At 69.7% G+C, this 23,372-nt stretch carries 20 protein-coding genes; 6 read left to right on the top strand and 14 right to left on the bottom strand.

Going from position 1 to position 23,372, the window contains the following annotated elements; genetic code table 11:
* Positions 1–329 precede the first annotated feature (329 nt).
* The gene (locus EV647_RS27490; RefSeq protein WP_134007821.1) at positions 330–2,312 is read left to right on the top strand and encodes a kinetoplast-associated-like protein; all 1,983 of its coding nucleotides are present in this window, start codon (positions 330–332) and stop codon (positions 2,310–2,312) included.
* Between the two features lie 72 nt (positions 2,313–2,384).
* The gene (locus EV647_RS27495) at positions 2,385–3,335 is read left to right on the top strand and encodes a DivIVA domain-containing protein (protein ID WP_133785751.1); all 951 of its coding nucleotides are present in this window, start codon (positions 2,385–2,387) and stop codon (positions 3,333–3,335) included.
* A gap of 54 nt (positions 3,336–3,389) precedes the next feature.
* Here EV647_RS27495 and EV647_RS27500 read toward each other — a convergent pair whose 3' ends face one another.
* Entirely contained in the window at positions 3,390–4,259 is an 870-nt protein-coding gene (locus EV647_RS27500) for an A/G-specific adenine glycosylase (protein ID WP_134007823.1), read from the bottom strand.
* Positions 4,260–4,423: 164 nt separating this feature from the next.
* Between EV647_RS27500 and EV647_RS27505 the strand changes: the two genes are divergently transcribed.
* Complete coding sequence (locus EV647_RS27505; RefSeq protein ID WP_134007825.1) at positions 4,424–5,092, top strand: hypothetical protein; 669 nt, start codon at positions 4,424–4,426, stop codon at positions 5,090–5,092.
* Here the strand turns inward: EV647_RS27505 and EV647_RS27510 are convergent, their stop codons facing one another.
* The 11 genes from EV647_RS27510 to EV647_RS27560 all read right to left on the bottom strand — a co-directional run bounded on the left by EV647_RS27510 (position 5,093) and on the right by EV647_RS27560 (position 17,882).
* Positions 5,093–6,610: a DHA2 family efflux MFS transporter permease subunit gene (locus EV647_RS27510; protein WP_134007826.1), complete on the bottom strand. Its 1,518-nt coding sequence runs from the start codon at positions 6,608–6,610 to the stop codon at positions 5,093–5,095. It abuts the gene before it with no gap.
* The gene (locus tag EV647_RS27515) at positions 6,586–7,161 is read right to left on the bottom strand and encodes a PadR family transcriptional regulator (RefSeq protein WP_134007828.1); all 576 of its coding nucleotides are present in this window, start codon (positions 7,159–7,161) and stop codon (positions 6,586–6,588) included. Before EV647_RS27515 ends, EV647_RS27510 begins: the two co-directional genes overlap by 25 nt.
* A gap of 122 nt (positions 7,162–7,283) precedes the next feature.
* Positions 7,284–8,378, bottom strand: a complete 1,095-nt coding sequence (gene disA, locus EV647_RS27520) for a DNA integrity scanning diadenylate cyclase DisA (protein ID WP_133785747.1) — start codon at positions 8,376–8,378, stop codon at positions 7,284–7,286.
* A gap of 179 nt (positions 8,379–8,557) precedes the next feature.
* Positions 8,558–9,496, bottom strand: coding sequence for a beta-ketoacyl-ACP synthase III (locus EV647_RS27525; RefSeq protein ID WP_134007830.1), 939 nt, complete (start codon positions 9,494–9,496; stop codon positions 8,558–8,560).
* 129 nt (positions 9,497–9,625) lie between these two features.
* Positions 9,626–11,026, bottom strand: coding sequence for a DNA repair protein RadA (radA, locus tag EV647_RS27530; RefSeq protein ID WP_134007832.1), 1,401 nt, complete (start codon positions 11,024–11,026; stop codon positions 9,626–9,628).
* A 9-nt stretch (positions 11,027–11,035) separates the two neighbouring features.
* Positions 11,036–12,337 (bottom strand): hypothetical protein, encoded by a 1,302-nt coding sequence (locus EV647_RS27535; protein WP_134007834.1) that lies wholly within the window; start codon positions 12,335–12,337, stop codon positions 11,036–11,038.
* A complete protein-coding gene (locus tag EV647_RS27540) occupies positions 12,334–14,106 on the bottom strand; it encodes an ABC transporter permease subunit (protein WP_134007835.1) in 1,773 nt (590 codons plus the stop codon). The genes EV647_RS27535 and EV647_RS27540 overlap by 4 nt, the downstream gene beginning before the upstream one ends.
* Positions 14,106–15,350, bottom strand: coding sequence for an ABC transporter substrate-binding protein (locus tag EV647_RS27545; protein WP_134007837.1), 1,245 nt, complete (start codon positions 15,348–15,350; stop codon positions 14,106–14,108). Before EV647_RS27545 ends, EV647_RS27540 begins: the two co-directional genes overlap by 1 nt.
* A complete protein-coding gene (locus EV647_RS27550; protein ID WP_134007839.1) occupies positions 15,340–15,891 on the bottom strand; it encodes a hypothetical protein in 552 nt (183 codons plus the stop codon). The genes EV647_RS27545 and EV647_RS27550 overlap by 11 nt, the downstream gene beginning before the upstream one ends.
* 91 nt (positions 15,892–15,982) lie before the next feature.
* Positions 15,983–16,678 carry a class I SAM-dependent methyltransferase gene (locus EV647_RS27555; protein WP_134007841.1) on the bottom strand — a complete coding sequence of 232 codons (696 nt, stop codon included), beginning with the start codon at positions 16,676–16,678 and terminating at the stop codon, positions 15,983–15,985.
* Positions 16,679–16,682: 4 nt separating this feature from the next.
* Positions 16,683–17,882, bottom strand: a complete 1,200-nt coding sequence (locus tag EV647_RS27560) for an MFS transporter (RefSeq protein WP_238177420.1) — start codon at positions 17,880–17,882, stop codon at positions 16,683–16,685.
* A gap of 132 nt (positions 17,883–18,014) precedes the next feature.
* Here EV647_RS27560 and EV647_RS27565 point away from each other — a divergent pair, with 132 nt between their 5' ends.
* Together EV647_RS27565 and EV647_RS27570 are read left to right on the top strand one after the other, a co-directional pair.
* Positions 18,015–19,439, top strand: coding sequence for a beta-N-acetylhexosaminidase (locus EV647_RS27565; protein ID WP_134007845.1), 1,425 nt, complete (start codon positions 18,015–18,017; stop codon positions 19,437–19,439).
* 42 nt (positions 19,440–19,481) lie between these two features.
* On the top strand, positions 19,482–20,885 hold the full coding sequence (locus tag EV647_RS27570; RefSeq protein ID WP_134007847.1) for a wax ester/triacylglycerol synthase family O-acyltransferase: 1,404 nt from the start codon (positions 19,482–19,484) through the stop codon (positions 20,883–20,885).
* An 8-nt stretch (positions 20,886–20,893) separates the two neighbouring features.
* On the opposite strand, the gene EV647_RS27575 is transcribed toward EV647_RS27570, so the two are convergent.
* A complete protein-coding gene (locus tag EV647_RS27575) occupies positions 20,894–21,523 on the bottom strand; it encodes a VOC family protein (protein ID WP_134007849.1) in 630 nt (209 codons plus the stop codon).
* Between the two features lie 69 nt (positions 21,524–21,592).
* On the opposite strand from EV647_RS27575, the gene EV647_RS27580 reads away from it, so the two are divergent.
* The gene (locus EV647_RS27580; RefSeq protein WP_134007851.1) at positions 21,593–22,546 is read left to right on the top strand and encodes an NAD(P)-dependent oxidoreductase; all 954 of its coding nucleotides are present in this window, start codon (positions 21,593–21,595) and stop codon (positions 22,544–22,546) included.
* Here EV647_RS27580 and EV647_RS27585 read toward each other — a convergent pair.
* Positions 22,539–23,279, bottom strand: a complete 741-nt coding sequence (locus tag EV647_RS27585) for a hypothetical protein (protein ID WP_134007853.1) — start codon at positions 23,277–23,279, stop codon at positions 22,539–22,541. The two genes, EV647_RS27580 and EV647_RS27585, sit on opposite strands and share 8 nt — an antisense overlap.
* Positions 23,280–23,372: the final 93 nt, after the last annotated feature.

Here is a 23,372-nt window from a genome sequence, read left to right on the forward strand (position 1 = left end):
CTCGACCCGCCGACCCTCCCGGGGGTTGGCGGGTCGTCGCATGTTCACTACGGGACTGGTCCAGGCCGGTGTGCGGGTACTCCGACGCTGCTCGGCGTACCGAAAACACGCCCGATTTGTGCGAAGGCTACTGATTGGTCGTATCGTCCTGCGGAGCGTGATCGCTTCGATACGGAGACGGCTTCCGTCGCAGAAGGATCGATGGGAAGATCGCGCGACTGCTGAGCGAGCAGTTACTTACCGCCTGTCTGCCGCGTTGTAACCCTGTGACCACGCTGTTCGGACCCGGACTGTCGGAAAGGGGGCCGAGGATGGAATCATCTCGTCGCATGGACGCGCCGCGTCTGCCATTGACCCAGGAACCGGTCGCCGACACCGGTTCCTTTGGCGTGCGGCAGGCGGGTGGAGTTCTCGAGCGGGCCCAGCGGATCGCTGACACGCTCCGCGAGCAGGCCGAGCACGAGAACGATCTCGCCCGCGACGAGGCCGCGCGGATCCGGGCCGCGAGCGAGCGCCTGCAGGCCGACGCCGAGGCCGCCGCGAAGAAGCTCCGGTCGGACGCGATGACGGCCGCCCAGCGCGTGCTGGACGACGCCGAGCGGTCCGCCGAGCAACTCCGCACCGAGTCCGAGTCCGAGGCCGAGCGGGTCCGCTCCGAGGCCGAGGAGACGGCCGACAGGCTGCGCGCCGAGTCGACCGCCGAGGCCGAGCGAGTACGCCGGGATGCTGCCGCCGCGGCCGAGCAACTGACCTCCGAGTCGAAGGCCGAGGCCGAGCGAGTTCGTGCCGAGGCAACCGCTCTCGCCGAGCGGCTCAAGCTCGAGTCGGAGTCCGCCGCCGAGCAGCTCCGCGCTGCGGTCGCCGAAGAAGTGGCCAAGCGTCGGGCGGACTCAGAGGCCGCTGCCGAGCAGCTTCGGGTGGAGAGTGAGGCGGCGGCAGAGAAGCTGCGGGTCGAGTCGCAGGCGGCGGCGGATCGGCGGGTTGCGGAGGCCGAGGCTGAAGCGCGCCGGGTGAAGGACGAGGCCGACGATCTCCTCGACGAGGCCCGGATGGCTCGCGAGTCCGCCCAGGCGATGGTGGAGCGGGCCCGCCGCGAGGCGCAGCAGCTGGTCGCCGACGCCGGCGAGCAGGCCGCGCTGGTGTCGCAGGCCGCCGTACGCAACGAGGCCGACCTGATCGCCCGTGCCGAGTCGGAGGCGGCCGAGCTACGGGCCGCGGTCGAGCGCGAGGTCGAGGCGGCCCGGGAGCGGTCCCGCGTCGAGATCGCCGACGCGCACGCCGAGATCGAGCGGCTGCGCGGCGAGAACCGGACCGAGCTGGAACGCCGTACGGCGGAGCTCGAGGAGACCGAGCGCGCCAAGCTGGCCGCGATCTCGCTGGAGATCGACAAGCTGCGGGCCGAGGCGGTCGCGGAGATCGCCGAGCAGAAAGCCGAGGCCGAGGCCGGTAACGAGCGGCTGATGGCGGACGCCCGGGCCCAGGCCAAGCTGGTCGTGGACTCGATCGAGGCGGACCGCCGGACGGCGGCGGCCGAGGCGCAGCGGATCGTCGAGGACGCGAACAAGGCGGCCGAGGCGGCGATGGCCGAGGCCGAGAAGCAGACGCTGTGGAGCAAGAAGACCGTCGACGAGCTGATCGGCGCCGCGGAGTCCGAGGCGCAGTCGATCCGCGACCAGGCCGCCGCCGACGCGGCCGAGCTGCTCAAGCAGAAGCGTGCGCACCTGCGCCGCGTGGTCGGCCGGTCGACCAGCCGGCTCAAGCAGACCCAGGACGCGATCGCCAAGGAGAACGCCGAGCTGACCCAGCTCGCCGAGACCACGCTGTACTCGGCCGGCGAGCAGGCCGAGGCGACCCTGGCCGCCGCCAAGCAGGAGGCCGAGCGGCTCACCGCCCAGGCACAGACCCGGGCCGACCGGCTGAAGGCGTCCGCCGCCGAGGACGCGCGGGAGATCATCGAGCGCGCCAATCGCCGCGAGGCCGAGGCCGAGCAGAGCACCCAGGTCCTGCGGGAGCGCGCGGCCAACGACCTGTCCGCGGCGCAGCGTCAGGCGCACGAGCTGATCCGCAAGTCCCGCGCGGAGGCGCAGCAGCTCGAGGCCCAGGCCCGCGAGCACGCCGACACCTTGCGGGCCCAGGCCCGAAAACTTCTCGCCGAAGCCGAGGCGAGGGTCGCTGCGCTGAACCAGCGCCGTGATGAGATCACCAAGGAGCTCACCCAGCTTTCGGGTGTGATCGAGGCACTCGCTGTACCGGGGTTCCGCCCAGGTGGTGGAATGTCCTCCAGTGAGGGTTCCACGGGGGAATCAGGATGAGGACGTGACAGTCAGATCCTTGTCAGTGACAATGTGTGATCCACCCACCCATCGAAGTGAGCATCGGAAAACATGAGCAGTGAAAGCCCAACCCCGTTCCGCACCGTTCTGCGTGGCTACGAGCCTGCCCAGGTGGATCAGCACATCCGTGAGCTGACCACCTCTCTGACCGCCCTGCAGCAGCAGTCCGAGCAGCTGCAGCGGCACGTCCAGGAGCTGCAGTCCCGCACGGACGCGGCGGAGGCGGCCGTCATCTCCGCCCAGGAGGACTCCAAGGACCGCACGCCCACCTTCACCGAGTTCGGTGAGCGCGTCGCGAAGATCCTGTCGCTGGCCGACGACGAGGCCCGTGACCTGGTGACCCGCGCCCGCACCGACGCGGAGGCGATCGTCGCCGACGCCGAGGCGCACGCGAAGAAGGTCCGCAAGGAGGCCGAGCAGTACTCCCTGGACTGGAAGAGCGAGGTCGACGCCGAGGCCGCCCGGATCCTCGAAGAGGCCCGGACCCAGGCCGACGACATGCGCGACGAGGCCGAGCGCGACGCCACCGCGCGCCGCAGCGAGGCCCAGGCGCTGTACGAGCAGGAGCGGGCCAAGTCCGCTCAGGCCGCGGCCGCCTTCGAGACCACCCTGGCCGAGCGCCGGGGCAAGGTCGAGCAGGAGTTCGCCGCCCGTACCGCGCTCGCCGAGCAGCAGCTGGCCGCCGTCACCGACCGCGCTGCTCAGGTGCAGCGTGAGGCCGACCGTGCGCGGTCCGAGGCCGAGCGGCTCGCCCAGCAGCAGCTCGCCGACGCGAACCGGCAGGCCCAGGAGATCGTCGCCGCCGCGAAGGACAAGTCCGAGCGGATCCGTGCCGAGTCCGAGCGCGAGCTCGCGGCCGCGACGCAGCGCCGGGACAGCATCAACGCGCAGCTGACCAACGTCCGCCAGATGCTGGCGACGCTGTCCGGCAGCCCCGCGATGCCGCTCGACCTGCTGGCCGACGACGAGGAAGACGCCACCTCCGGCAGCAAGAAGAACTGAAGTACCACGACATAAGACGCCGGCTCGAGCCTATCGAGCCGGCGTCTTGGTCTGTCACGCAGGAAGCCGGTAGCGGTGACGGCTGAGAGGTTCGACGAGGCCGTCGGCCACCAGACCGTCCAGGGCCCGTTCGCGTTGGACGGGGTCCGGCCAGCAGGTGTCCAGCTCGGTCTTCGCTACGGGCGCCGATGCGGCTCGCAGTACGGCAAGAAGACGGCCGCGAGCTTGCCGGTCGGTGCCTTCGTAGGTCTGGCCGCGGCGCGGAGGTCCGTCGTACGGCGGGCTTCCGGCCAGGACCCACGCGCACTGGGACTGGATGGGGCAGTCGGCGCAGCGCGGCGTACGGGCGGTGCAGACGAGGGCGCCGAGCTCCATGGAGGCCACGGCCCAGCGGGCGGCGGTGCGCTCGTCGGCGGGCAGTGCGCTGACGGCGAGGCGCTGATCGGCCGCGGTGGGGGAGATGCTCGGCTGCGCGACGCCGGTGAGGGAGCGCGCGAGGACCCGGCGTACGTTCGTGTCGACCACGGCGTGCCGCTGGCCGAAGGCGAAGGATGCGATCGCGGCGGCCGTGTACGTCCCGACTCCGGGCAGTGCGAGCAGAGCGGCATGGTCGTCCGGAACTTCGCCGCCGTGACGCTCCACAATCGCCTGAGCGGCCGCGTGCAGCCGGAGGGCGCGCCTGGGGTACCCGAGCCGGTCCCAGGCCCGCACAGCCTCACCAGGAGCCTCTGCGGCCAGGTCCACCGGCTTCGGCCACCTCTCCAGCCAGCTCCGGTACGCCGGCAGCACCCGATTCACCGGTGTCTGCTGCAGCATGAACTCACTGACCATCACAGCCCACGCCCCGGCCCCCGGCTCCCGCCACGGCAACTCCCGCGCGTTTACGTCGTACCAGCGCAGTACTGGGTCGTGGATGGCGGTCACGGGGCCTCCCGGTCTGGACTGAGGAGCGTAGGGAGCGCAGCGACCGGAGCGACGAGGGAAGACCGGGAGTCAAAGCCCCGTGACCCGTCGCGACGGAGTCGCGGCAATACGCACAGCGGCGAGCCTGAGTGGTCCTGCACGGAGCCGATATTAGAGTGCGCTTCATGAGCAGTCTGCTCCGTCCGGTCGGGCACCTGCCCGCCAGCGTGTACTGGTTCCGGCGTGGACTCGTGCTCGCGGTCGTAGTGGTGCTGGTCATCCTGATCTCGCGGCTGTTCGCGGGCGGTGGCGACGACACGAAGAACGCCGCCGCGTCGGACCCGCAGCCGAACCCCACCGGCGCCGCGCCGGCCACACCTTCCGGGACGCCGAGCACCGAGCCGAGCACCGAACCGAGTACGACGCCGACGAAGACTCCGAAGCCGACGAAGTCCACGCCGCCCGCGGACCTCACCTGCAAGGGCTCGGACCTCAGCATCGACGCGTTGCCCGCGAACCGGAAGATCGTCTCCGGCTCGATGCTGAACTTCGTCATCCAGTTCACGCCGCTCGACGACGGGTGCAAGGCGACCGTCAACGCCGACAAGCTGACCGTCACGGTCACGTCGGGAACGGACCAGATCTGGAGCACGACCCAGTGCGACAAGGCGATCCAGACCACGGCCCTTGTCATTGCCAAGGGCAAACAATCGACGGTCACGGTGCCCTGGAACGGACACCGGTCCAGGCCTGGCTGCCTTCCGGGTCAACCGGTCGCCAAGCCTGGAACCTATGTCGTCAAGGCCGAGTACGACGGCCGCCTGTCGGGCGCCCAGGCCTTCCTGGTGGTGTGATCAGCCGGCTTCGACCGGCTGAGTCGCCTCGTCTGTCTGCTTCTGCAGGTGACTGGGCGCGACGAAGAGCAGCGCGGCGACCAGCCCGACCAGCAACACCAGGGCCGGCAGCACCATCGACTGCGCCATCGAGTCGCTGAACCCTTGCCGGACCATCTCGGGCAGCCGGCCGCTGGAGAACCCCTCGCCCGCAGGCGTGCCGCCGGCCATCGCGGGCAGGTTGTGCGCCAGCCGCGACTCCATCAGTACGGCGATGCTCGCACTGCCGAGCACCGCGCCGACCTGTCGCGTCGTGTTGTAGACGCCGGCCCCGGCGCCGGCCTGGTGCATCGGCAGGTTCCGCGTCGCCGTCGTACCGATCGGCGCCCACATGAACCCGTTGGCGACACCCAGCAAGGCGATCGGCAGCAGCAGTTGCCAGATCGGTACGTCGGGTTCGATCACCTGACTCATCCAGAACAGCGAGACCGCGCAGCACAGCAGCCCGAACCCGGCGATGAACCGCGGCGGCGTCCGGTCGACCAGTCGCCCGACGAACGGCGACAACGCACCCGCGATCACCGCCATCGGCACCAGTAGCAGCGCCGATCGCGTGGGCGTCAGCCCGCGGACCGCCTGCGCCCACAGCATCAGCGGGAACGCCATCGCGGTGATCGCGAACCCGACCGTGGTGATCGCGACGTTCGCCAGCGAGAAGTTGCGGTCCTTGAACAGGCCCAGCGGAAGCAGCGGCTCGCCGCGGTTGCGGGACTGCCAGACGACGAAGATCGCCAGTACGACGAGGCCGGCGATGATCAGCGACCAGACCGAGATCGGGCCCTTGATCTGACCCCAGTCGTACTTCTGCCCCTCCTGGATCCCGAACACCAGCAGGAACAATCCGACCGCGCTCAGCACGACCCCGATCAGATCGAACTTGTGCTCGTGCGTCGGCAGGTCCGGCACCAGCCGCATCGCCAGCACGAAGCCGACCACGCCGACCGGCGCGTTGATGAAGAAGATCCACTGCCAGCCGAGCCCGTCGACCAGCACACCGCCGAGGATCGGGCCGACCAGCGTGGCCACGCCGGCGGTCGCGCCCCACAGGCTCATCGCCCGGCCGCGTTCGTTCGGCGGGAAGATCCGGGTGATGACCGCCATCGTCTGCGGCGTCATCATCGAGGCGCCGAGACCCTGGAACACGCGGGCCACGATCAGCATCTCGATCGAGTCGGTCAGACCGCACCACACCGACGCCAGCGTGAACAGCGCCAGCCCGGTCAGGTACAGCTTCTTGGGGCCGATCCGGTCGCCGAGGCGGCCGGTGATCAGCAGCGGTACGGCGTACGCGAGCAGGTACGCGCTGGTCACCCAGACGACCGTGCCGACGTCCGCCCCGAGGTCCTCGAGGATCGCCGGGGTGGCGACCGAGACGATGGTCGAGTCGACCAGGATCATGAAGAAGCCGAGGACCAGCGCCCACAGCGCGGGCCACGGCCGCACCTCGGAAGGCCTCACGGGTTGTTGCGGGGTTGCCATGGCAGATCCTTGCTCTCGATACGTTCGATGGTGGTGGCGAGCCAGTCGCGCTCGGAGATCAGCTGGGTCCGGAGGTAGTCGCCGCCCATCCAGTACACCTCCGGCACCTGCCGCTCCTGAGCGCCGGCCAGTGCGCCGTCGATCTCGGTCACCCAGCGCTCCAGATCGACGATCCGGCTGCGGAACCGGAGTACGGCGTCCTCGGCGTCGAGGTTGTGCGCCTCGCTCAGCACGACGGGGAAGAGCGGGTACTCGTGGACGTACTCCTCGATCCCCGTCTCGACCCGGCGGGTCAGGGCGGCGTCGCCTTCCGGTGTGAGCTCGTACGTCGTGCGTTCCGGGCGGTTCCCGGCCCGTTCGGTGCCGGTGGCGCGGACGTAGTTCAGCCGCGCCAGCCGCTCGACCGTGTGGTAGAGCGAGCCGGGGCGGACCTTGACCAGCCAGTGCGTGTGTCGTTTGACCAGCAGTTGGTACATCTCGTAGGCGTGCATCGGTTCCTCTTTGAGCAACGCGAGGACCGAGATCGCCAACGGGGTCAGTTCGGCCGCCATGATCCTCCACCTGGATTGCTCCGCACGAAATGTTCCACATGGAGTATTAGACGATCCGCACCGAAATGCAAGACGCCCCCGGGTTCTGTTACGAACCGGGGGCGTCTGCTGACCGCGGGTGGTCAGACGTAGCGTTCGAGGATGCTGGACTCGGCCAGCCGGGACAGGCCCTCGCGGACCGTGCGGGCCCGGTTCTCGCCGACCCCCTCGACCGTCTGCAGGTCGTCGATGCTTGCCGCGAGCAACTTCTGCAGGTGCCCGAAGTGGTCGATCAGCCGGTCGATCACGGCACCCGGGAGCCGCGGTACCTTCGCCAGCAGCCGGTAGCCGCGCGGGGTGACCGCCGCGTCCAGCTGCTCGGCGCCGCCGAGTTGCAGCGCCCGGGCGACCTGGCCGATGTCCAGCAGGTCCGTCGGACTGACGGCGTCCAGCTCGAGCAGTACGTCGTCCGCGGTCTTGGCCCGGCGACCCGTCGCCGGCGGGAGATAGTCGCGGACCACCAGTTCACGTTCGCCGGCCACGCCCGCGACGAGTTCGTTGAGCTGCAGGGTGAGCAGCCGGCCGTCGGTGCCCAGCTCGACGACGTACCCGTCGATCTCGGTCGCGATCCGGCGGACCATCTCGAGTCGCTGCGCGACGGCGGCCACGTCCCGGACGGTGACCAGGTCCTCGATCTCGAGGGCGGACAGCGTGCCGGACACCTCGTCCAGCCGCAGCTTGTAGCGCTCGAGGGTGGCCAGCGCCTGGTTGGCGCGGGACAGGATCGCGCCCGAGTCCTCGAGCACGTAGCGCTGGTCGTCGACGTACAGCGCGATGATGTGCATCGACTGCGACACCGAGATCACCGGGAACCCGGTCTGCCGCGCGACGCGGTCGGCGGTGCGGTGCCGGGTGCCGGTCTCCTGGGTGACGATCGACGGGTCCGGCATCAGGTGGACGGCCGCGCGGATCAGCCGGGTGGCGTCTCGGTCGAGGATGATCGCGCCGTCCATCTTGCTCAGCTCACGCAGTCCGGTCGCGGTGAACTCGACGTCGATCTCGAAGCCGCCGGTGGAGATCGCGTCCACCGCCTTGTCGTGCCCGAGCACGATCAGAGCGCCGGTCCGTCCGCGCAGGATCCGTTCCAGGCCTTCGCGTAGTTCGGTACCCGGTGCCACCGCCGCGAGCGTCGCGCGGAGCCGGGCGCCGGTGCTGTTCTTGTCCGTGTTCGCCGCCACGGAACCTGAGTCTATGCGGTCAGCCGCCTGCCGTTGTCCGGATATCTGGCGCAGCGCTCGCTACGGCGCTCGCGGATCGGCCCGCGACGGCGCATGCGCGTGCACTCGCCCGTGCATCGGACTGTGCACTTCTGATTTCCCGCGTGCACGAGGTCCCTGGAGGTACGACGGCTTCCGTGTCAGGGGCAGCGGATGACCTGACCGGCGTACGAAAGACCGCCGCCGAATCCGAACAGCAGCACCGGCGCGCCGGATGGAATCTCGCGCTTCTCGACCAGCTTCGACAACGCGATCGGGATGCTCGCGGCCGACGTGTTGCCGGACTCCACGACGTCCTTGGCGACCACCGCGTTGACCGCGCCGAGCCGCTTCGCGAGCGGCTCGATGATGCGCAGGTTGGCCTGGTGCAGGACGACGCCGCCGAGGTCCTCGGGCTTCAGGCCGGCCTTCTCGCAGACCTGCCTGGCGATCTCCGGCAGTTGCGTCGTGGCCCAGCGGAAGACGCTCAGGCCTTCCTGGGCGAACGGGCCGTCGCGGCCTTCGATCCGGACCGCGTCCGACATCTCCGGCACCGAGCCCCACACCACCGGACCGACCTCGGGCTCGTCACTCGCGACCAGCACGGCCGCGCCCGCGCCGTCACCGATCAGCACGCAGGTGGTGCGGTCGGTCCAGTCCGTCCAGTCGCTGAGCTTCTCCACCCCGATGACCAAGGCCTTCGTCGCGGCGCCGGCCCGGATGGCCTGGTCGGCCGTCGCCAGTGCGTAGGCGAAGCCCGAGCAGGCGGTGTTCAGGTCGATCGCGGCCGGGTTGCCGAGGCCGAGGCGAGCGGCGACCCGGGCGGCCATGTTCGGCGACCGGTCGATCGCGGTGCAGGTGGCGACCACGACGTAGTCGATCTCGGAGGTGTCGATCCCCGCGTTCGCGAGGGCCTTGTCGGCGGCCCGCCAGGCCATCTCGTCGACCTGCTCGTCGGGCGCCGCGATCCGGCGCTCCCGGATGCCGACCCGGCTCTGGATCCACTCGTCGTTGGTCTCGACCATCGTGGCGAGCTCGTCGTTGGTGAGCACCCGTTCCGGCTGGTAGTGGCCGAGCGCGACAACTCTTGATCCGGTCATCTGCGTGCTCCTGCGGGTCGTCGTACACCCGGGCTCGACGATGAACCCGGCGGGGGCGTCCCCAGGGTACGTTCCCGCCCCACGGCCTGTAGATCCCCCGTCTCACCTGTGGCGGGGAACACAGGGGTTCTACGCGAGGCCCGCGGCCAGCAGGGCGGAGCGGAGGTCGGGGGCGGCGAAGGTGCGGAGGCCGTACTTCTTCTGGATGTCCATCGGCTTCACGTCCTTGCTGCGGTTCGGGATGTCGGCGGGGACGATCGCCTTGGTGAAACCGAGCCGGGCGGCTTCCGCGAGACGTTTCTCCAGGCCGCCGACGCGGCGTACCTCACCGGCCAGGCCGACCTCGCCGATCGCGACCAGCCCGGGGTGGATCGGCTTGTCCATCACCGAGGACGCGACCGCGATCGCGACCGCCAGGTCCGCGACCGGCTCGGTGATCTTCACGCCGCCGACGGTGGCGACGTACACCTCCTGGTCGGCGAGCTTCAGGCCGGCCCGGTTGCCCAGTACGGCGAGGACCATCGCGACCCGGGACGACTCCAGCCCGGACGTGGTGCGTCGCGGTTGTGGTGCGGCGGACGGGCCGACCAGCGCCTGTACCTCGGCCAGCAGCGGGCGGCGGCCCTCCATCATCACGGTCACGCAGGTGCCGGCGACCGGCTCGGCGTGCTCGGAGACGAACAGCCCTGTCGGGTCGGTAACCTCGACGATCCCGGTGTCGACCATGTCGAAACAGCCGACCTCGTCGGACGGGCCGAACCGGTTCTTGGTCGCGCGCACCATCCGGAACCCGGAGTGCCGGTCGCCGTCGAACGCGAGCACGACGTCGACCAGGTGCTCGAGCATCCGCGGGCCGGCGATCGCGCCGTCCTTCGTCACATGGCCGACCAGCACGACCGCGATGTGCCGCTCCTTCGCGAGCCGGACCAGCGCGCCGGTCACCTCGCGGACCTGCGTCACTCCACCCGGCGCCCCGTCGACCTCCGGGTGCGCCATCGTCTGCACCGAGTCGATCACCAGGAACGACGGCTCGACCGCGTCGACCTGACCGACCACCGCGCCCAGATCGGTCTCGGCCGCCAGGAAGAGCTCGTCGACGAGCGCGTCGGTCCGCCCGGCGCGGAGCCGCACCTGCGCGGCCGACTCCTCACCGGACACGTAGAGCGTCCGCTGACCGCCGCGGGCCGACTGCGCCGCGACCTCCAGCAGCAGCGTGGACTTGCCGACGCCCGGCTCGCCCGCGAGCAGGATCACCGCGCCCGGCACGACACCGCCGCCGAGCACGCGGTCGAGTTCGCCGATACCGGTCGGGCGGGACTCGGCCTCGATCGCGGACACCTTCGCGATCGGCATCGCAGGCGACGTCACCGGGCCGGCGGTGATCCGCGCGGCCTTCGGCGCACCGACCTCGGTGACCGTGCCCCAGGCCTGACACTCGCCGCACCGCCCGATCCACCCTGCCGAGGTCCATCCACACTCGGAGCACGCGTACGCAGCCTTGCTCTTTGCCTGAGTCCCCGCCTTCGCCATGGGACCAACCTAGGTGAGCCCGCCGACAAAACGTCTGACCGTCCGCAGGAGGCGTTTCAGCCAGGTGACCGCCGTACGGCGTGGTGGGTCGTCGGCGACGACGGGAAGGTCCGAGGTACGGCGGGCCGCGTCGAGGTACTTGGTGAGGATCTCGCTCTCCGACGTCCGCAGCGTCGCGCTCCGTTCGAGCAGTTCGCGCGCGGTGTCCAGTTCGCCGGAGTGGACCGCCGCGGAGCCGAGGTGCTGCAGGCAGCGGGCGTGGCCTTCGTGTTCGTCGATCTCGGCGTACAGATGGGCGGCATGCTCCCACCGGCTGCCGGCCTCGTGCTGGTTGCGCCGCATCCACGCGGCCACGCCCATGAGCTCCAGCGCATGGGCCTGTCCACTCACGTCGCCGGCCGCTGTAGCACGGGCGAGTGCGGGTCGCAGCTGCTCCAGGGCGCCTTCGTCGTCGTGCTGATACAGGTGCACGACGGCGAGGTTGATGGAGATCGCCACATCGGCCGCGAGGTCAGGACCGGGGCGAGCGAGTCGTGCGTCGTCGAGACGGTCGCGGGCGTTCAGGACGGCCTCGTCGCGGTCGTTGCCGGCTGGTGCGCGTTCGGCCCGGGCCAGGTGCAGCAGGGCGCGTTCGACTTGGCGCCTCATCTTCAGCGCAGCCGCCGTACGGCCGTGGGTCGCGATGTTGTCGGAGACGCCCAGCCGGGTGCTGGCGGTGTCCAGGTCACCCAGCATCCGGTACGCCGTTGCTGCGCGGGCCGCTGCGAGCTCGGCGAAACCCCGGCGTCCGTTGGCCTCGGCCGTGGCGCTCAGGAGCTCGCTCAGTTCGAGGAGGGCTTCGGGGTCGGGACGGCGTACGTACCACGCCTCGAGGGCGTCGCAGATCCGGGCATAGTCGTCGACGGCCGCGTTCTGCGGCTTCTCGGTCGCGACAAGGTCGCGGAGCCAGTCTTCGTTGACCGTGAACCACTCCGCGGCGGCCATCCCGCCGGCGTCCGAGCCGAGCGCGATCATCCACTGCTCGGCTTCCTCGGCCGCAGCGTGCAGTTCACTCGCGCCTTGCAGGCGGCGGCTGCGTGCGCGCCGGCGCCGTGCACGCAACCGAAGGTAAGAGATGACCACGAGCAGAGCGGCCACGGAGTACCCGACCCACTGCACAATGCCGCGTTGGCCGAGACTCTGGTTCAGCAGTTGTGAGGTGAGGTCCGTGAGCAACGCGGATGCGACACCGCCGACGACCAGGGAGAACTCCTGGATCCGCGACTGCTCCTCTGGGGGCTCTTGCGTCGGCTTCGGCTGCTCCTCACTCATGGCCGGCTCCCTGTCGTCAGTCCGCGCACCACGGTCCGCCAGAACGACAGCATGAGAACCACAGGTACTACCGACGCGACTACAGCCGCAGCAGCGACCGGTCCGCTCGACGTGGAGAACTGCCGCGCCTCACCCCACAGCACCAGCGACAACGGCGTCGTACCAGGACCACTGATCAGAAACCCGACGATGAAGTCGTTCCACACCAGCGCGAACTCCAGCACGGCAACAGCAACCAGTGCAGGGCGGTATGTCCGCTGCACAGTCGCCAGTACGGCGCTCTGCCGCGCTGGACCCTGCAGAGCCTCGGACACGAGCGCTGGTGGTGCAGACGCGAAGGCGGACCGCAGCAGCAGTACGGCGAACGGTAGACCGGCAGCCGCGTGTACCAATGCCAGTGCGACCCGCGACCCGGCCAAGCCGGCTGTGTCGATCGCATCCCGCAGCGGAGCGGCGTACATCTGCACTGGTGTCACGGCCAGTACGACGAACACGCCCATCGCGATCCGCCCGAGTCGCGTCGGCAGACCGCCCCAGGCGACCAGGTAAGCCGTTGGTACGGCGATCACGAGCAAGACAGCAGTTGCAGCGGCCGCGATCACCAGCGTGGACAGCAGAGCCCGGAACAACCCGACGTTGGCCGCGGCAGCGAACGACGAGAACCCCAGGCCGGACAGCGACCACCACCCGCGGAGACCGGCTTCCCGCGGTGAGTGCAACGCCGTAGCGACGAGTACGACGGCCGGGAAGATCCACACCAGTGCCACAGCAAGCCCGATGAGCCAACCGAACCGCCGTACCACCCTGCCCGGCTTCGGTCGCCCTAGTGACGGATCCGGCCGTACGACGGTCACCGGCATCGCCCACCGCCGCCGGCGCAGTCCGCGGACGCCGATCAGTCCGACTGCCGCGACGATCGCGAACAGCACGACACCGAGCGCCGCCGTACGTCCGGAGTCGTCACCTGTCGTCGTGGCCCGCCACCAGTTCAGCCCCAGTACGTCGGCGGACCGCTGCATCGACCCTGGTACGACGATCAGCACCAGGTCGAACACCCGCACTGCTGCAATCACCAGCGTCAGCGTGACCACACCGGTCACCGGACGCAGCAGCGGGATCTCCAACGCCCGCAGCCGTCTCCAGCCCGTCACGCCTTCAGCTGTGATCGTCCGCGACACGTCGTCCGGTATCGCGTCCAGACCGGCGCGGAAGAGCGACACGACGTACCCGAGCCAGGTCCAGCCGAACGCGGACACCAGCACCAGCCAGAACAGGCCAGGACCCAGCCACACCGGGCTGGTGCCGAACGGCCGCGTCCAGACGGCAGTGATCGTCCCGCGCTCCGGTGTCGGGTCGAAGATCAGCCGGAACGTCGCACCGGACGCCAGCACCGACACAGCGAACGGAATGACCAGTGCGGGCTGCAGGAACGTCGTGACAGCCGGGAGCCGATAACTCAACAGAGCAAGGAAGAACCCGACCACCACGGTCCCGAACGCGACCATGACCCACAGCAGACTGTTGCCCACGGCATGCAGCGCGGACGGGTCGCTCATCACCGCGAAGTTGCCGAACCCGAACCCGCCACGCGTCCGGAACGCCGCCACCACGGTCACACCGATCGGTACCAGCAGCACACAGCTCAACAGCAACGCCGGCAGCCCCAGCAGGTACGGTCCGGCGGGTCGGCGCGGTTTGCCCTGCACCGGACGGCCGGTGATCTCCCGGCCGACGATCTCGAGCGACAGGCCGTTGGTCTGCAGACCCATCAGCCCTCCTCCACCTTCCGCAGCTCGGCCATCGCGTCGTCGACCGCATCCTGTACGGCGGTGTCACGACGGCCGACCGCGACCAGGAAGTCGGTCAGCACTCGCCACAGTCCATTGATGTCTCCGATGCGACCGAGCCGGTCCGAGAGGTCGAACTGCAGTTGCTCTCCCGGCCTGGTCAGCTGCTCGGCGAGCCGGGTGAGCTCGGGGGAGTACCCGCTGGTCCGTCCGTCGACCAGGAACCCGCCTTCGGCGATCCACGGGTTCGCAGCGGCCGGCGCGGACAACCGGCGTACCAGGTCGCGTGCGTCTTCGGTCGTCGGCTTCGGCAGCACCATCACGTCGCCTCCGACGACTACGGGTGCAGCAGCCCCGGCAGTCATGGGAGGGAACGTGAAAAGCCCTATGTCGCTGGGGTCTGCGGCAAACGAGCGCACCACTGGTTCGGCGAAGTCGGACGCGAGCACCATAGCGGCCTTGCGGTGGCCGAACACCTCCACCACCGCGTCCGGGAACTGCTGGACGAGCGACTCCTCCACTCCGCCGGCCAGCAGGCCAGGTGCCGACCACATGGTGCCCAGCAACCGCAGTGCGGCCCCGAACTGCGGCTGCTGCGACGGCCGCGGGTCTGTCGCCGTAGCCAGCCCCGAGTACACGGACGGCGCGATGCCCAGCAGGACGTTCTCCAGGAAGTCCGTCAGGACCCAGCCGTCACCTGCGGCCAGTGCCAACGGCGTGACGCCCGCCTCTGTCAGCGTCCGGTTCAGCGTCATCCACTCGCTCCACAGCCGTGGCGGCTGTACGCCGACCTGCCGGAACACCGAGGGGCGGTACCAGACCGCCGACTTGTGCGCTGTCTTGAACGGCACGCCGTACGTCGTTCCTTCATGGACCAGGAGCTCTTTCCAGAGGCGGGCCCGACCGAGTGGTGCGATGTCGTCGGGGATCGGCTCCAGGTCAGAGAGATGGCGGGGGACCAGACCCGGTTGCGGCAGCATGACGATGTCCGGTCTGCGGGTGGAGCGCGCGCCGAAGGCGGTGGAGATGTCGTCGCCGAGCGGCACGACCTCGACCGGGTAGCTCAGGCTCAGGCCGTCCAGGACCTTGTGGAACGCGCGCAGTTCCTCGCCGCTCCAGCTGACGGCCACGCGGACCGCACGTCGCAGTCCCAGTACGTCACTCGAGCACCCGGCGAGCAGAAGCGTTGCTGCGGTTCCCAGGAACGCTCTGCGGCTACTCAGCATCGGCAAACCCCGTAGTCCGTGACGCGCTGGTCGTGATGAGCAGCAGCGCGGCTGAGGCCAGGTCGGGATTGGGGCGGAGCGACAGGAGCGATCCCCACGTAGGCAGGCCGTTGGCGTCCTCCAGCACGATCGCTCGCGGGTACGCGCCGAGTGCCCGAGCCACTCCGGCCAGGCGGCGACGGCCTGCGGTGATCTCGTACGGGTAGCGGTCCAGCACGTCTTCCAGCCCACAGCCGATCGCCTTGACCACACTCGCTTCCCGCGCGGCCTGTCTGGTGATCGCCTGCGACGTGCGGTGCCCGTGCATCACGTTGCCGAGCACAGTGAGGTGGGGGAGCAGGCCGCCTTCCGCAGGCACCAGCCGGACCGCTCCGCCGGCCAGCACCAGCGCACCAGGCGGTGGATCGTCCAGTCCGGTCACGATGTCGGCCAGCCTGCGGCGGTCGGCAGCCTGAGGCACCACCACCGCACGCTGCTCACCTACGTCGATCCGGAGCCGCCCCGGCAGCCCCGGCACGTGATCGAGCAGCAGTCCGTCCATCCGTGGCTGGCGCCTCCCCAGGAATGCCCCGTCAAGTGGTGCGTCAACCCTATGAGGACCGGAGGTCCGTCCGCAGACCACAGAGTGTCGTCTAGAAGGTTCGACTCCACAGGTTGATCGCGTAGTCGACCTCTACTCCTTGGTGCGAGGCCAGGATCCGCTCGGCGTCCTCAGGCGTGAACTCGATCTTCACGACCGCCTCGAGATCGGCGCGGCTCTCGAACCGCCAGCCCATGTCCAGCGGCGTCCGGTGCCAGCCGCGATCGGTCCAGAACCGTTCCACCACAGGCGCCTTGATCTTCGGGTACGACGTACTGAACCACTCACCGAACGTCGACCGGCTCCCGTCGTTGTCGATCACGAACGCGGTCCCGCCGCGGCGCATCACCCGGTCGAGCTCGGCCAGCCCGGGCTCGCACCCCGGCCCGAAGAAGTACGCCCAGCGCGCGTGCATCACGTCGATCGAGGCGTCCGGTACCGGCAGGCGTTGCGCCGTGCCCTGTCGTACGTCGACGTTCGGCAAGGCCTGCGTACGTCGACGGGCCGCGTCCGCCAGGGCTCCGTGCGGCTCGACGCCGATCACCTGTGCGGCCGTCGCGGCAAACGTCGGCAGATGGAACCCGGTGCCGCAGCCGATGTCGAGGACCGTCGCGCCGGCCCAGTCGCGGATCGCCCGCATCGCCGGCTCGATCACGCCGTTCGGGTCGACCGCCCGGTTCTCGATCTCGTACACCTTCGGGTGGTGCCAGATGTTCGGACTCGGGATACCGCCCTCCGCGATGCTCACACCGCTAGACCCTAGCTACTGCCTGTTTGGTCGTTGCGGCGAGCAGGGCCGCCGGAATGAGGAGGATGCCGCAGAAGACCGCCAGCCAGTGGAAGCCGAGGTACGCGAGGACCGGGCCGGCAGCTGTGCCCGAAAGGGAAGCCAGGACGCCCATCGTCAGGTCCGACAGGCCCTGCGCCGACGTACGGATGCCGTCCGGCACGGACCGCGACAGCAGCGTGGAGCCGGCCACCAGACAGGCGGACCAACCGAGGCCCAGGGTGAACAGCGCCAGCCCGGTCAGCGCGTGCGCGTCGTCCGGCGCGACAGCGGCCAGTGTCATCGCGACCGCGAGAATGCCGAGCCCGATGCCGATCGTGGGGATCCGGCCGAGCCGATCGGCCAGCCACCCGGTCAGCGGGGACAGGGCGTACATGCCGGCCACATGCCCGCTGATGACGAAGCCGACGATCGTCAGCGAGGCGCCGTGGTGGCGCAGGTGGACCGAAGTCATCGACATCACGCCGACCATCACCGCGTGCGCCGTCGCGATCGCCAGCAGGCCGAGACGCGCGTGCGGGATGCGGATGACCTGCCGGAACGTCTCGGCCAGCGGCTGGCGCTCCACCTTGCCCGGCCGCACCTGGCTGCGCATGCCGACCCACACTGTGGCCGCGCTGAGGCCGAAGGCGACGACGGAGAACACGTACGGACCCGCCAGGGCCAGGATGCCGAGTGACGTGCCGACCGAGCCGCCGACACCGGTCAAGTTCGGTCCGACGATCACACCGATCGTGGTGGCCCAGACGACCAGCCCGAGCGAACGGGCGATGCGGCTGGGCTCGGCGGCGTCCGTGGCGGCGTACCGCGACTGGAGGTTCGAGGCCGAGCCGCTGCCGAAGAAGCAGCCCGCAGCCAGCAGCAGCGCCAGCGAGCCGATCTGCGCGGCGAGGATCGTCAGCGCAGCGCCCACGAAGGCGATCAGATAGCCGACGCTCAACGAGACCCGTCGACCGCGTGAGCGAGCCAGGCCGGCCAGCGGTACGGCGAGAACGGCTGCGCCCAGTGTGGTCGACGTGGCGACCAGACCGGCCATGGACGTGGAGCCGGAGACGTTCTCCGCGAGCAGAGCCGCGACGGCGAATCCGCTCGCCGTTGCGACCCCACCGAGCGCGTTGCTCGCCACCAGGACCCGCAGGGTCGTCCGCTGCCGCTCGCTTGTCACGGGCAAACCTTCTCATGAACCTGACGCAGAAGGCAGCTCCGTTACGGATGCTCACGACTGCTCTCCGCCACCGACTTCCACGCACTTATAGGATCGTTCCGACATATCTCACCGCGCCTCTGGAGACTCCGGATGTCCGACATCGCGATCGTCCCTGCCCCGCGACAACTCACCGTCGACGAAGGCCGGTGGATCACTGCCGACCCGGTCGCCGACGCCGTCCGGGACGTGGTCGAGAACCTCGACCCGAACGAGTACCGCATCGACATCAGCGCGGACGGCGCTCGGCTCACGGCCGGCTCCGAGGACGCGCTGCGGCACGCGGAGACGACGTACGCCCAGCTGGTGGAGTCGGCGGAGCCGGCCGCGGACGGGAAGGTCGCCGTACCGCTGGCGCACGTCGAGGACGCGCCGCGGTTCGGCTGGCGCGGGATGATGCTCGACGTCGCGCGGCACTTCATGCCGAAGGAGTTCGTCCTCAGGATCATCGACGTGCTCGCACTGCACCGGCTGAACGTGCTGCACTTCCACCTCACCGACGACCAGGGCTGGCGGGTCGAGATCGAGGCGTACCCGCGGCTCACCGAGGTCGGCGCGTGGCGGGCCGAAACCATGGTCGGCAAGATGTCGCACGGCCAGCAGGAGTTCGAGTACGACGGCACGCCGCACGGGGGGTTCTACACCAAGGACGACCTGCGCGAGATCGTCGCGTACGCCGCGGACCGCGGGATCACCGTCGTACCCGAGATCGACCTGCCGGGTCACATGCAGGCCGCGATCGCGGCGTACCCGGAGCTCGGGAACCACCCGGACCGGCAGTTGACGGTCCGCCAGTACTGGGGCATCAGCGACGACGTGCTGAACGTGAACGACGCGACCGTCGAGTTCGTGAAGACCGTGCTGCGTGAGGTGCTGGAGATCTTCCCGTCGCCGTACATCCACCTGGGTGGCGACGAATGCCCGTCGGTGCAGTGGGCCGAGTCGGAGGCGGCGCAGAAGCGGCAGGCCGAGCTCGGGCTGGACGAGCCGGGGCAGTTGCAGGGCTGGTTCACGGCGCAGGTCGCGGAGGTGCTGGCCGAGGAAGGGCGCCGGCTGGTCGGCTGGGACGAGATGGTCGAGACCGACTGCCCGAAGGACGCGGTCATCATGGCGTGGCGGAGCGCCCAGCGCGGCGAGGTCGCGGCGAAGGCGGGGCACGAAGTCGTGATGGCGCCGTGTGAGTCGGTGTACTTCGACTACTACCAGGGCGACCCCGCGACCGAGCCGCTCGCCATCGGCGGGAACATCCCGCTGGAGAAGGTGTACGACTTCGAGGTGGTCCCGGCGGCGCTGTCCGACCAGGAGAAGGCGTTGATCGTCGGGACCCAGTGCCAGATCTGGACCGAGTACATGGAAGGCCCGGAGCAGGTCGGCTACATGCTCCTGCCACGCCTGTCCGCCTTCGCCGAACGCGCCTGGGGCTCCCCGAAGGTCTCGTACGACGAGTTCCTCGCCCGCCTCCGCCCCCACCTGGCCCGCATCGAGGCCCTAGGCCTCAACTACCGCCCCCTCGACTGACGGGGGTGGACGGCCCGCCCGCGCCTGGCCAAGGATGAGGTCATGAGCGTGGTCGGGCCGCTGGATGCGATGTTCCTGGGTGGGGAGTCGCGGGAGCAGCCGATGCATGTCGGTGGGCTGATGCTGTTCGAGCTCCCGGAAGGGGCCGGGCGGGATCATGTGTTCCCGGGGTCGTCGCGGGACTTCGTGTCGCGGCTGTACCACGAGATGGTGGCCGCGCCGGAGGTGAACCCGGTGTTCGCGCGCCGGGTGCGGAACCGGCCGGTGGACCTCGGCTACTGGTCCTGGGAACACGACGACCAGATCGACCTGGAGTACCACGTCCGGTTGTCCGCGCTGCCCCGTCCCGGGCGGTACCGCGAGCTGTTCGAGCTCACCAGCCGCCTGCACGGGACGCTGCTCGACCGGCACCGCCCGCTGTGGGAGATGCACCTGATCGAGGGCGTCGAGGGCCGCCGGTTCGCGATCTACAGCAAGATCCACCACTCGATGATCGACGGCGTCACCGCGCTGCGCTGGATGCAGGACACCCTCACCACCGACCCGACCCGCACCGGCATGCCGGCCACGTACGCGCTGCCGCCGAAGGTCACCGCGCCGCGGCCGGAGACCGGGTTGCTGCAGGCAATCGCCAAGGTGCCGGGTGACGCGGTGAAGACAGCCGCCGGGCTGGCCGGTCTCCCGCTGGCCGGTGTGAAGAGCCTGCTGCACTCGACGATGCCGTTCCAGGCGCCGCGGACGATCTTCAACCAGCCGGTCACCGGCGCGCGGCGGTTCGCGGCGCAGTCGTGGCCGATCGAACGGCTGGAGAAGGTCCGGGCGATCACCGGCGCGACACTGAACGACGTACTGCTGGCGATGTGTTCAGGGGCCCTGCGCAACTATCTGCTCGAGCTGGACGCGTTGCCGGACAAGGCGCTGACCGCGATGGTGCCGGTCTCTCTGCGTACGTCGGACGACGCGCCCGGTGGCGGGAACTCGCTGGCCACGCTGATCGCCGACCTGGCCACCGACCAGGTTGATCCCGAGCGCCGGATCCGCCGGATCATGGCGTCGACCGCGCACGGAAAACGTGTTCTGTCCGACCTCAGTCCGCTGCAGAACCTGATCGTCGGCGCACTCGGCTTCGGCGTCGCGGGCCCCGCCGCTGTCCTACCGGGCGTCGCCGGCCATACGACACCGCCGTACAACGTGGTCATCTCGAACGTGCCCGGCCCCACCGACAGCCCGCTCTACTGGAACCGCTCGCGCCTGCTCGGCATGTACCCCGCGAGCATCGTCCTCAACGGCCAGGCGCTGAACATCAGCGTCACCAGCTACGCCCACGAACTCCACTTCGGCCTGATCGGCTGCCGCCGCACCGTCCCACACCTGCAACGCATGCTCGCCCACCTCGAGACGTCCCTGACGGAGCTCGAGAAGATCCACCAAGGCCCTGTCTGGTGATCCATCGCCTAGAGCCGGACGGTGCCGTTCGGGGTTTCGAAGACGGCGGAGACCAGGCCGGGCTGGCCGTTGGGGCGCCAGTCGACGTCGAGGTCGTCGAGGAGGTGGTCGGCGGGGTGGCCGATCCAGTCGGTGACGCGGGCGGGGTCGCCGGCGATCTCGAGGGCGGTGAGTTTGATGCCCTTGCCGCCGATCGACGGGTGCTGACCGAGGTCGTCCCAGTGCACGAAGAACGGCAGTTGCGGGTCGGCGATCAGGCCCTTCACACCGATCTGCCGCCAGGTCACGTTGACCCCGTCGGGCCGGTGCCGGTTGCCCGGGACAGCCTCCCGCCCGAGGCGCTTCTCCATCCGCTCCATGTCGCGGACCGCCACCACCCAGCCCAGCCAGCCGCCGCCGAGCTCCTTGCGGGCCCGGACCGCCTGACCGAACGGCGCCTTGTCCGACGCCGGGTGGTCGAGCACGTCGACGACCTCGATGTACCGATCGTTCTCCAGCGGGAGGATCTGGTTCACCGTGCCGAACCGTGGATGCACCCCGCCGTCGACGAACTCCGCCCCGAGCGCCGCCGACAGCCGCTCGACGGTCGCCCGGCACCCATCAGGCCCGCACGCGTACGACAGATGATCCAGACGCATGCCTGTCATTCTTACGCCCTCCACCGACACTCGCGGCCCCCGGGGTGTGTCGGACTACTGTGAGGTGCCATGCGCACAGTAGTCATCGGCGGTACCGGTCACATCGGAACCTATCTCGTCCCGCGGCTGATCCGGCTCGGACACGACGTCACGGTGCTGAGTCGCGGCGAGCGTACGCCGTACCACTCGGACGGCACCTGGAAGGACGTGGAGTTCGTCCAGATCGACCGGGCTGCGGAAGATGCCGCGGGGACGTTCGGCCGACGGGTCGCGGACCTGAGCCCGGACGTCGTCATCGACCTGATCTGTTTCACCGAGGACAGCGCCCGGCAGCTCGCCGAGGCGGTCGAAGGGAAGATCCAGCACCTGCTGCACTGCGGCACGATCTGGGTCCACGGACCGAGCGTGAGCGTCCCGACCCGCGAGGACGCACCGCGCAAGCCGTTCGGCGACTACGGCACGCAGAAGGCTGCGATCGAGGCCTACCTGCTCACGAAGGCCCGCCGCGACGGCTTCCCGGTCACGATCGTCCACCCCGGTCACATCTGCGGCCCCGGCTGGACGCCGGTCAACCCGGCCGGCAACTTCGACCTCGCCGTCTACGAGAAGCTCGCCCAGGGGCACGACGTCCTGCTGCCGAACCTCGGCCTGGAGACGCTCAACCCGGTCCACGCCGACGATGTCGCGGGCGTGTTCCTGGCCGCGATCGCGAGTCGCTCGACCGCGATCGGCGAGAGCTTCCACGCGGTGGCGAGTGACGCGATCACCCTGCGCGGCTACGCCCACGCGGTCGCCGACTGGTTCGGCCGGCCGGCCCAGCTCGGCTTCCTGCCGATCGGCCAACTGCAGCAACGGATGTCCAAGCAGGACGCGGCCGCTACCTGGGACCACGTCGAGCACAGCCCCCACTGCTCGATGGACAAGGCCGCCAGACTGCTCGACTTCCGTCCGCGCTACTCCGCGTTCGAGGCAGCCCTTTCCGGCATCAGCTGGCTCGTCGACAACGGCAAGATCGCTACTTAGAGGCGGGATGCGGCAGCAGCGGCCGCGCGGCCTCCAGGCGCTGACGGCACAGATCGGCGAGTACGTCGTACGCCTTGGGACCCATCAGTGTCTGCAGTTCGACCTTGCTGGACTCGAACACCGGCTCGACCGCGATGTGCGCCTCGGTGTTGCCCGTGCAGTACCAGTCGAGGTCGTGCCCGCCCGGTCCCCAGCCGCGCCGGTCGTACTCCCCGATGCCGACCTCGGTGTACGTCGTCCCGTCCGGTCGCTCCACCTCGCGGAAGGTCCGCCGGATCGGCAGCTGCCAGCACACGTCCGGCTTGGTCTCGACGAAATGTACGCCGCGCTTCAGTGCCAGCCCGTGCAGCGCGCAGCCGGCGCCGCCCTCGAAGCCCGGCCGGTTCAGGAAGATGCAGGCACCTTCCCAGACCCGGGTCTTGCGCTCGCCCTCGTCGTCGGTCTCGACCCAGCCGTTGCTCCGGCCTTCCTTGCGGAACTGCCAGTCGTCCTTGCCGAGCTCCTTGACGTACTTCTTGACCCGCTTCTCGTCGTCGGCGTCGGAGAAGTGCGCACCGAGGGTGCAGCAGCCGTCGTTCGGACGGCCCTTGTAGATCCCCTGGCAGCCACCGCCGAAGATGCAGGACCAGTTGGAGGTCAGCCAGGTCAGGTCGCAGCGGAAGACCTGGTCGGGGTCGGCGGGGTCCGTGAACTCGACCCAGGCACGGGGGAAATCGAGAGAAACCTCAGGCACCTGGAAAGCCTACGCTCCCTGGTCGCACATCCGTGAACTCCATTGCTGTCTGGGACTCCGGAACCTGAATACTCCGGTTGTCCAGTAGCGTGA

It is taken from the genome of Kribbella sp. VKM Ac-2566 (assembly GCF_004366005.1).
GTDB lineage: Bacteria > Actinomycetota > Actinomycetes > Propionibacteriales > Kribbellaceae > Kribbella > Kribbella pratensis.

Excerpts from the sequence above, each read along its gene's own strand:
- radA (WP_134007832.1), bottom strand. The coding sequence starts at position 11,026 with ATGGCGAAGGCGGGGACTCAGGCAAAGAGCAAGGCTGCGTACGCGTGC.
- EV647_RS27540 (WP_134007835.1), bottom strand. The coding sequence starts at position 14,106 with ATGGGTCTGCAGACCAACGGCCTGTCGCTCGAGATCGTCGGCCGGGAG.
- EV647_RS27490 (WP_134007821.1), top strand. The coding sequence starts at position 330 with ATGGACGCGCCGCGTCTGCCATTGACCCAGGAACCGGTCGCCGACACC.
- EV647_RS27565 (WP_134007845.1), top strand. The coding sequence starts at position 18,015 with ATGTCCGACATCGCGATCGTCCCTGCCCCGCGACAACTCACCGTCGAC.
- EV647_RS27575 (WP_134007849.1), bottom strand. The coding sequence starts at position 21,523 with ATGCGTCTGGATCATCTGTCGTACGCGTGCGGGCCTGATGGGTGCCGG.
- EV647_RS27525 (WP_134007830.1), bottom strand. The coding sequence starts at position 9,496 with ATGACCGGATCAAGAGTTGTCGCGCTCGGCCACTACCAGCCGGAACGG.
- EV647_RS27515 (WP_134007828.1), bottom strand. The coding sequence starts at position 7,161 with ATGGCGGCCGAACTGACCCCGTTGGCGATCTCGGTCCTCGCGTTGCTC.
- EV647_RS27510 (WP_134007826.1), bottom strand. The coding sequence starts at position 6,610 with ATGGCAACCCCGCAACAACCCGTGAGGCCTTCCGAGGTGCGGCCGTGG.
- EV647_RS27570 (WP_134007847.1), top strand. The coding sequence starts at position 19,482 with ATGAGCGTGGTCGGGCCGCTGGATGCGATGTTCCTGGGTGGGGAGTCG.
- EV647_RS27545 (WP_134007837.1), bottom strand. The coding sequence starts at position 15,350 with ATGCTGAGTAGCCGCAGAGCGTTCCTGGGAACCGCAGCAACGCTTCTG.
- EV647_RS27505 (WP_134007825.1), top strand. The coding sequence starts at position 4,424 with ATGAGCAGTCTGCTCCGTCCGGTCGGGCACCTGCCCGCCAGCGTGTAC.
- EV647_RS27495 (WP_133785751.1), top strand. The coding sequence starts at position 2,385 with ATGAGCAGTGAAAGCCCAACCCCGTTCCGCACCGTTCTGCGTGGCTAC.
- EV647_RS27550 (WP_134007839.1), bottom strand. The coding sequence starts at position 15,891 with ATGGACGGACTGCTGCTCGATCACGTGCCGGGGCTGCCGGGGCGGCTC.
- EV647_RS27535 (WP_134007834.1), bottom strand. The coding sequence starts at position 12,337 with ATGAGTGAGGAGCAGCCGAAGCCGACGCAAGAGCCCCCAGAGGAGCAG.
- EV647_RS27580 (WP_134007851.1), top strand. The coding sequence starts at position 21,593 with ATGCGCACAGTAGTCATCGGCGGTACCGGTCACATCGGAACCTATCTC.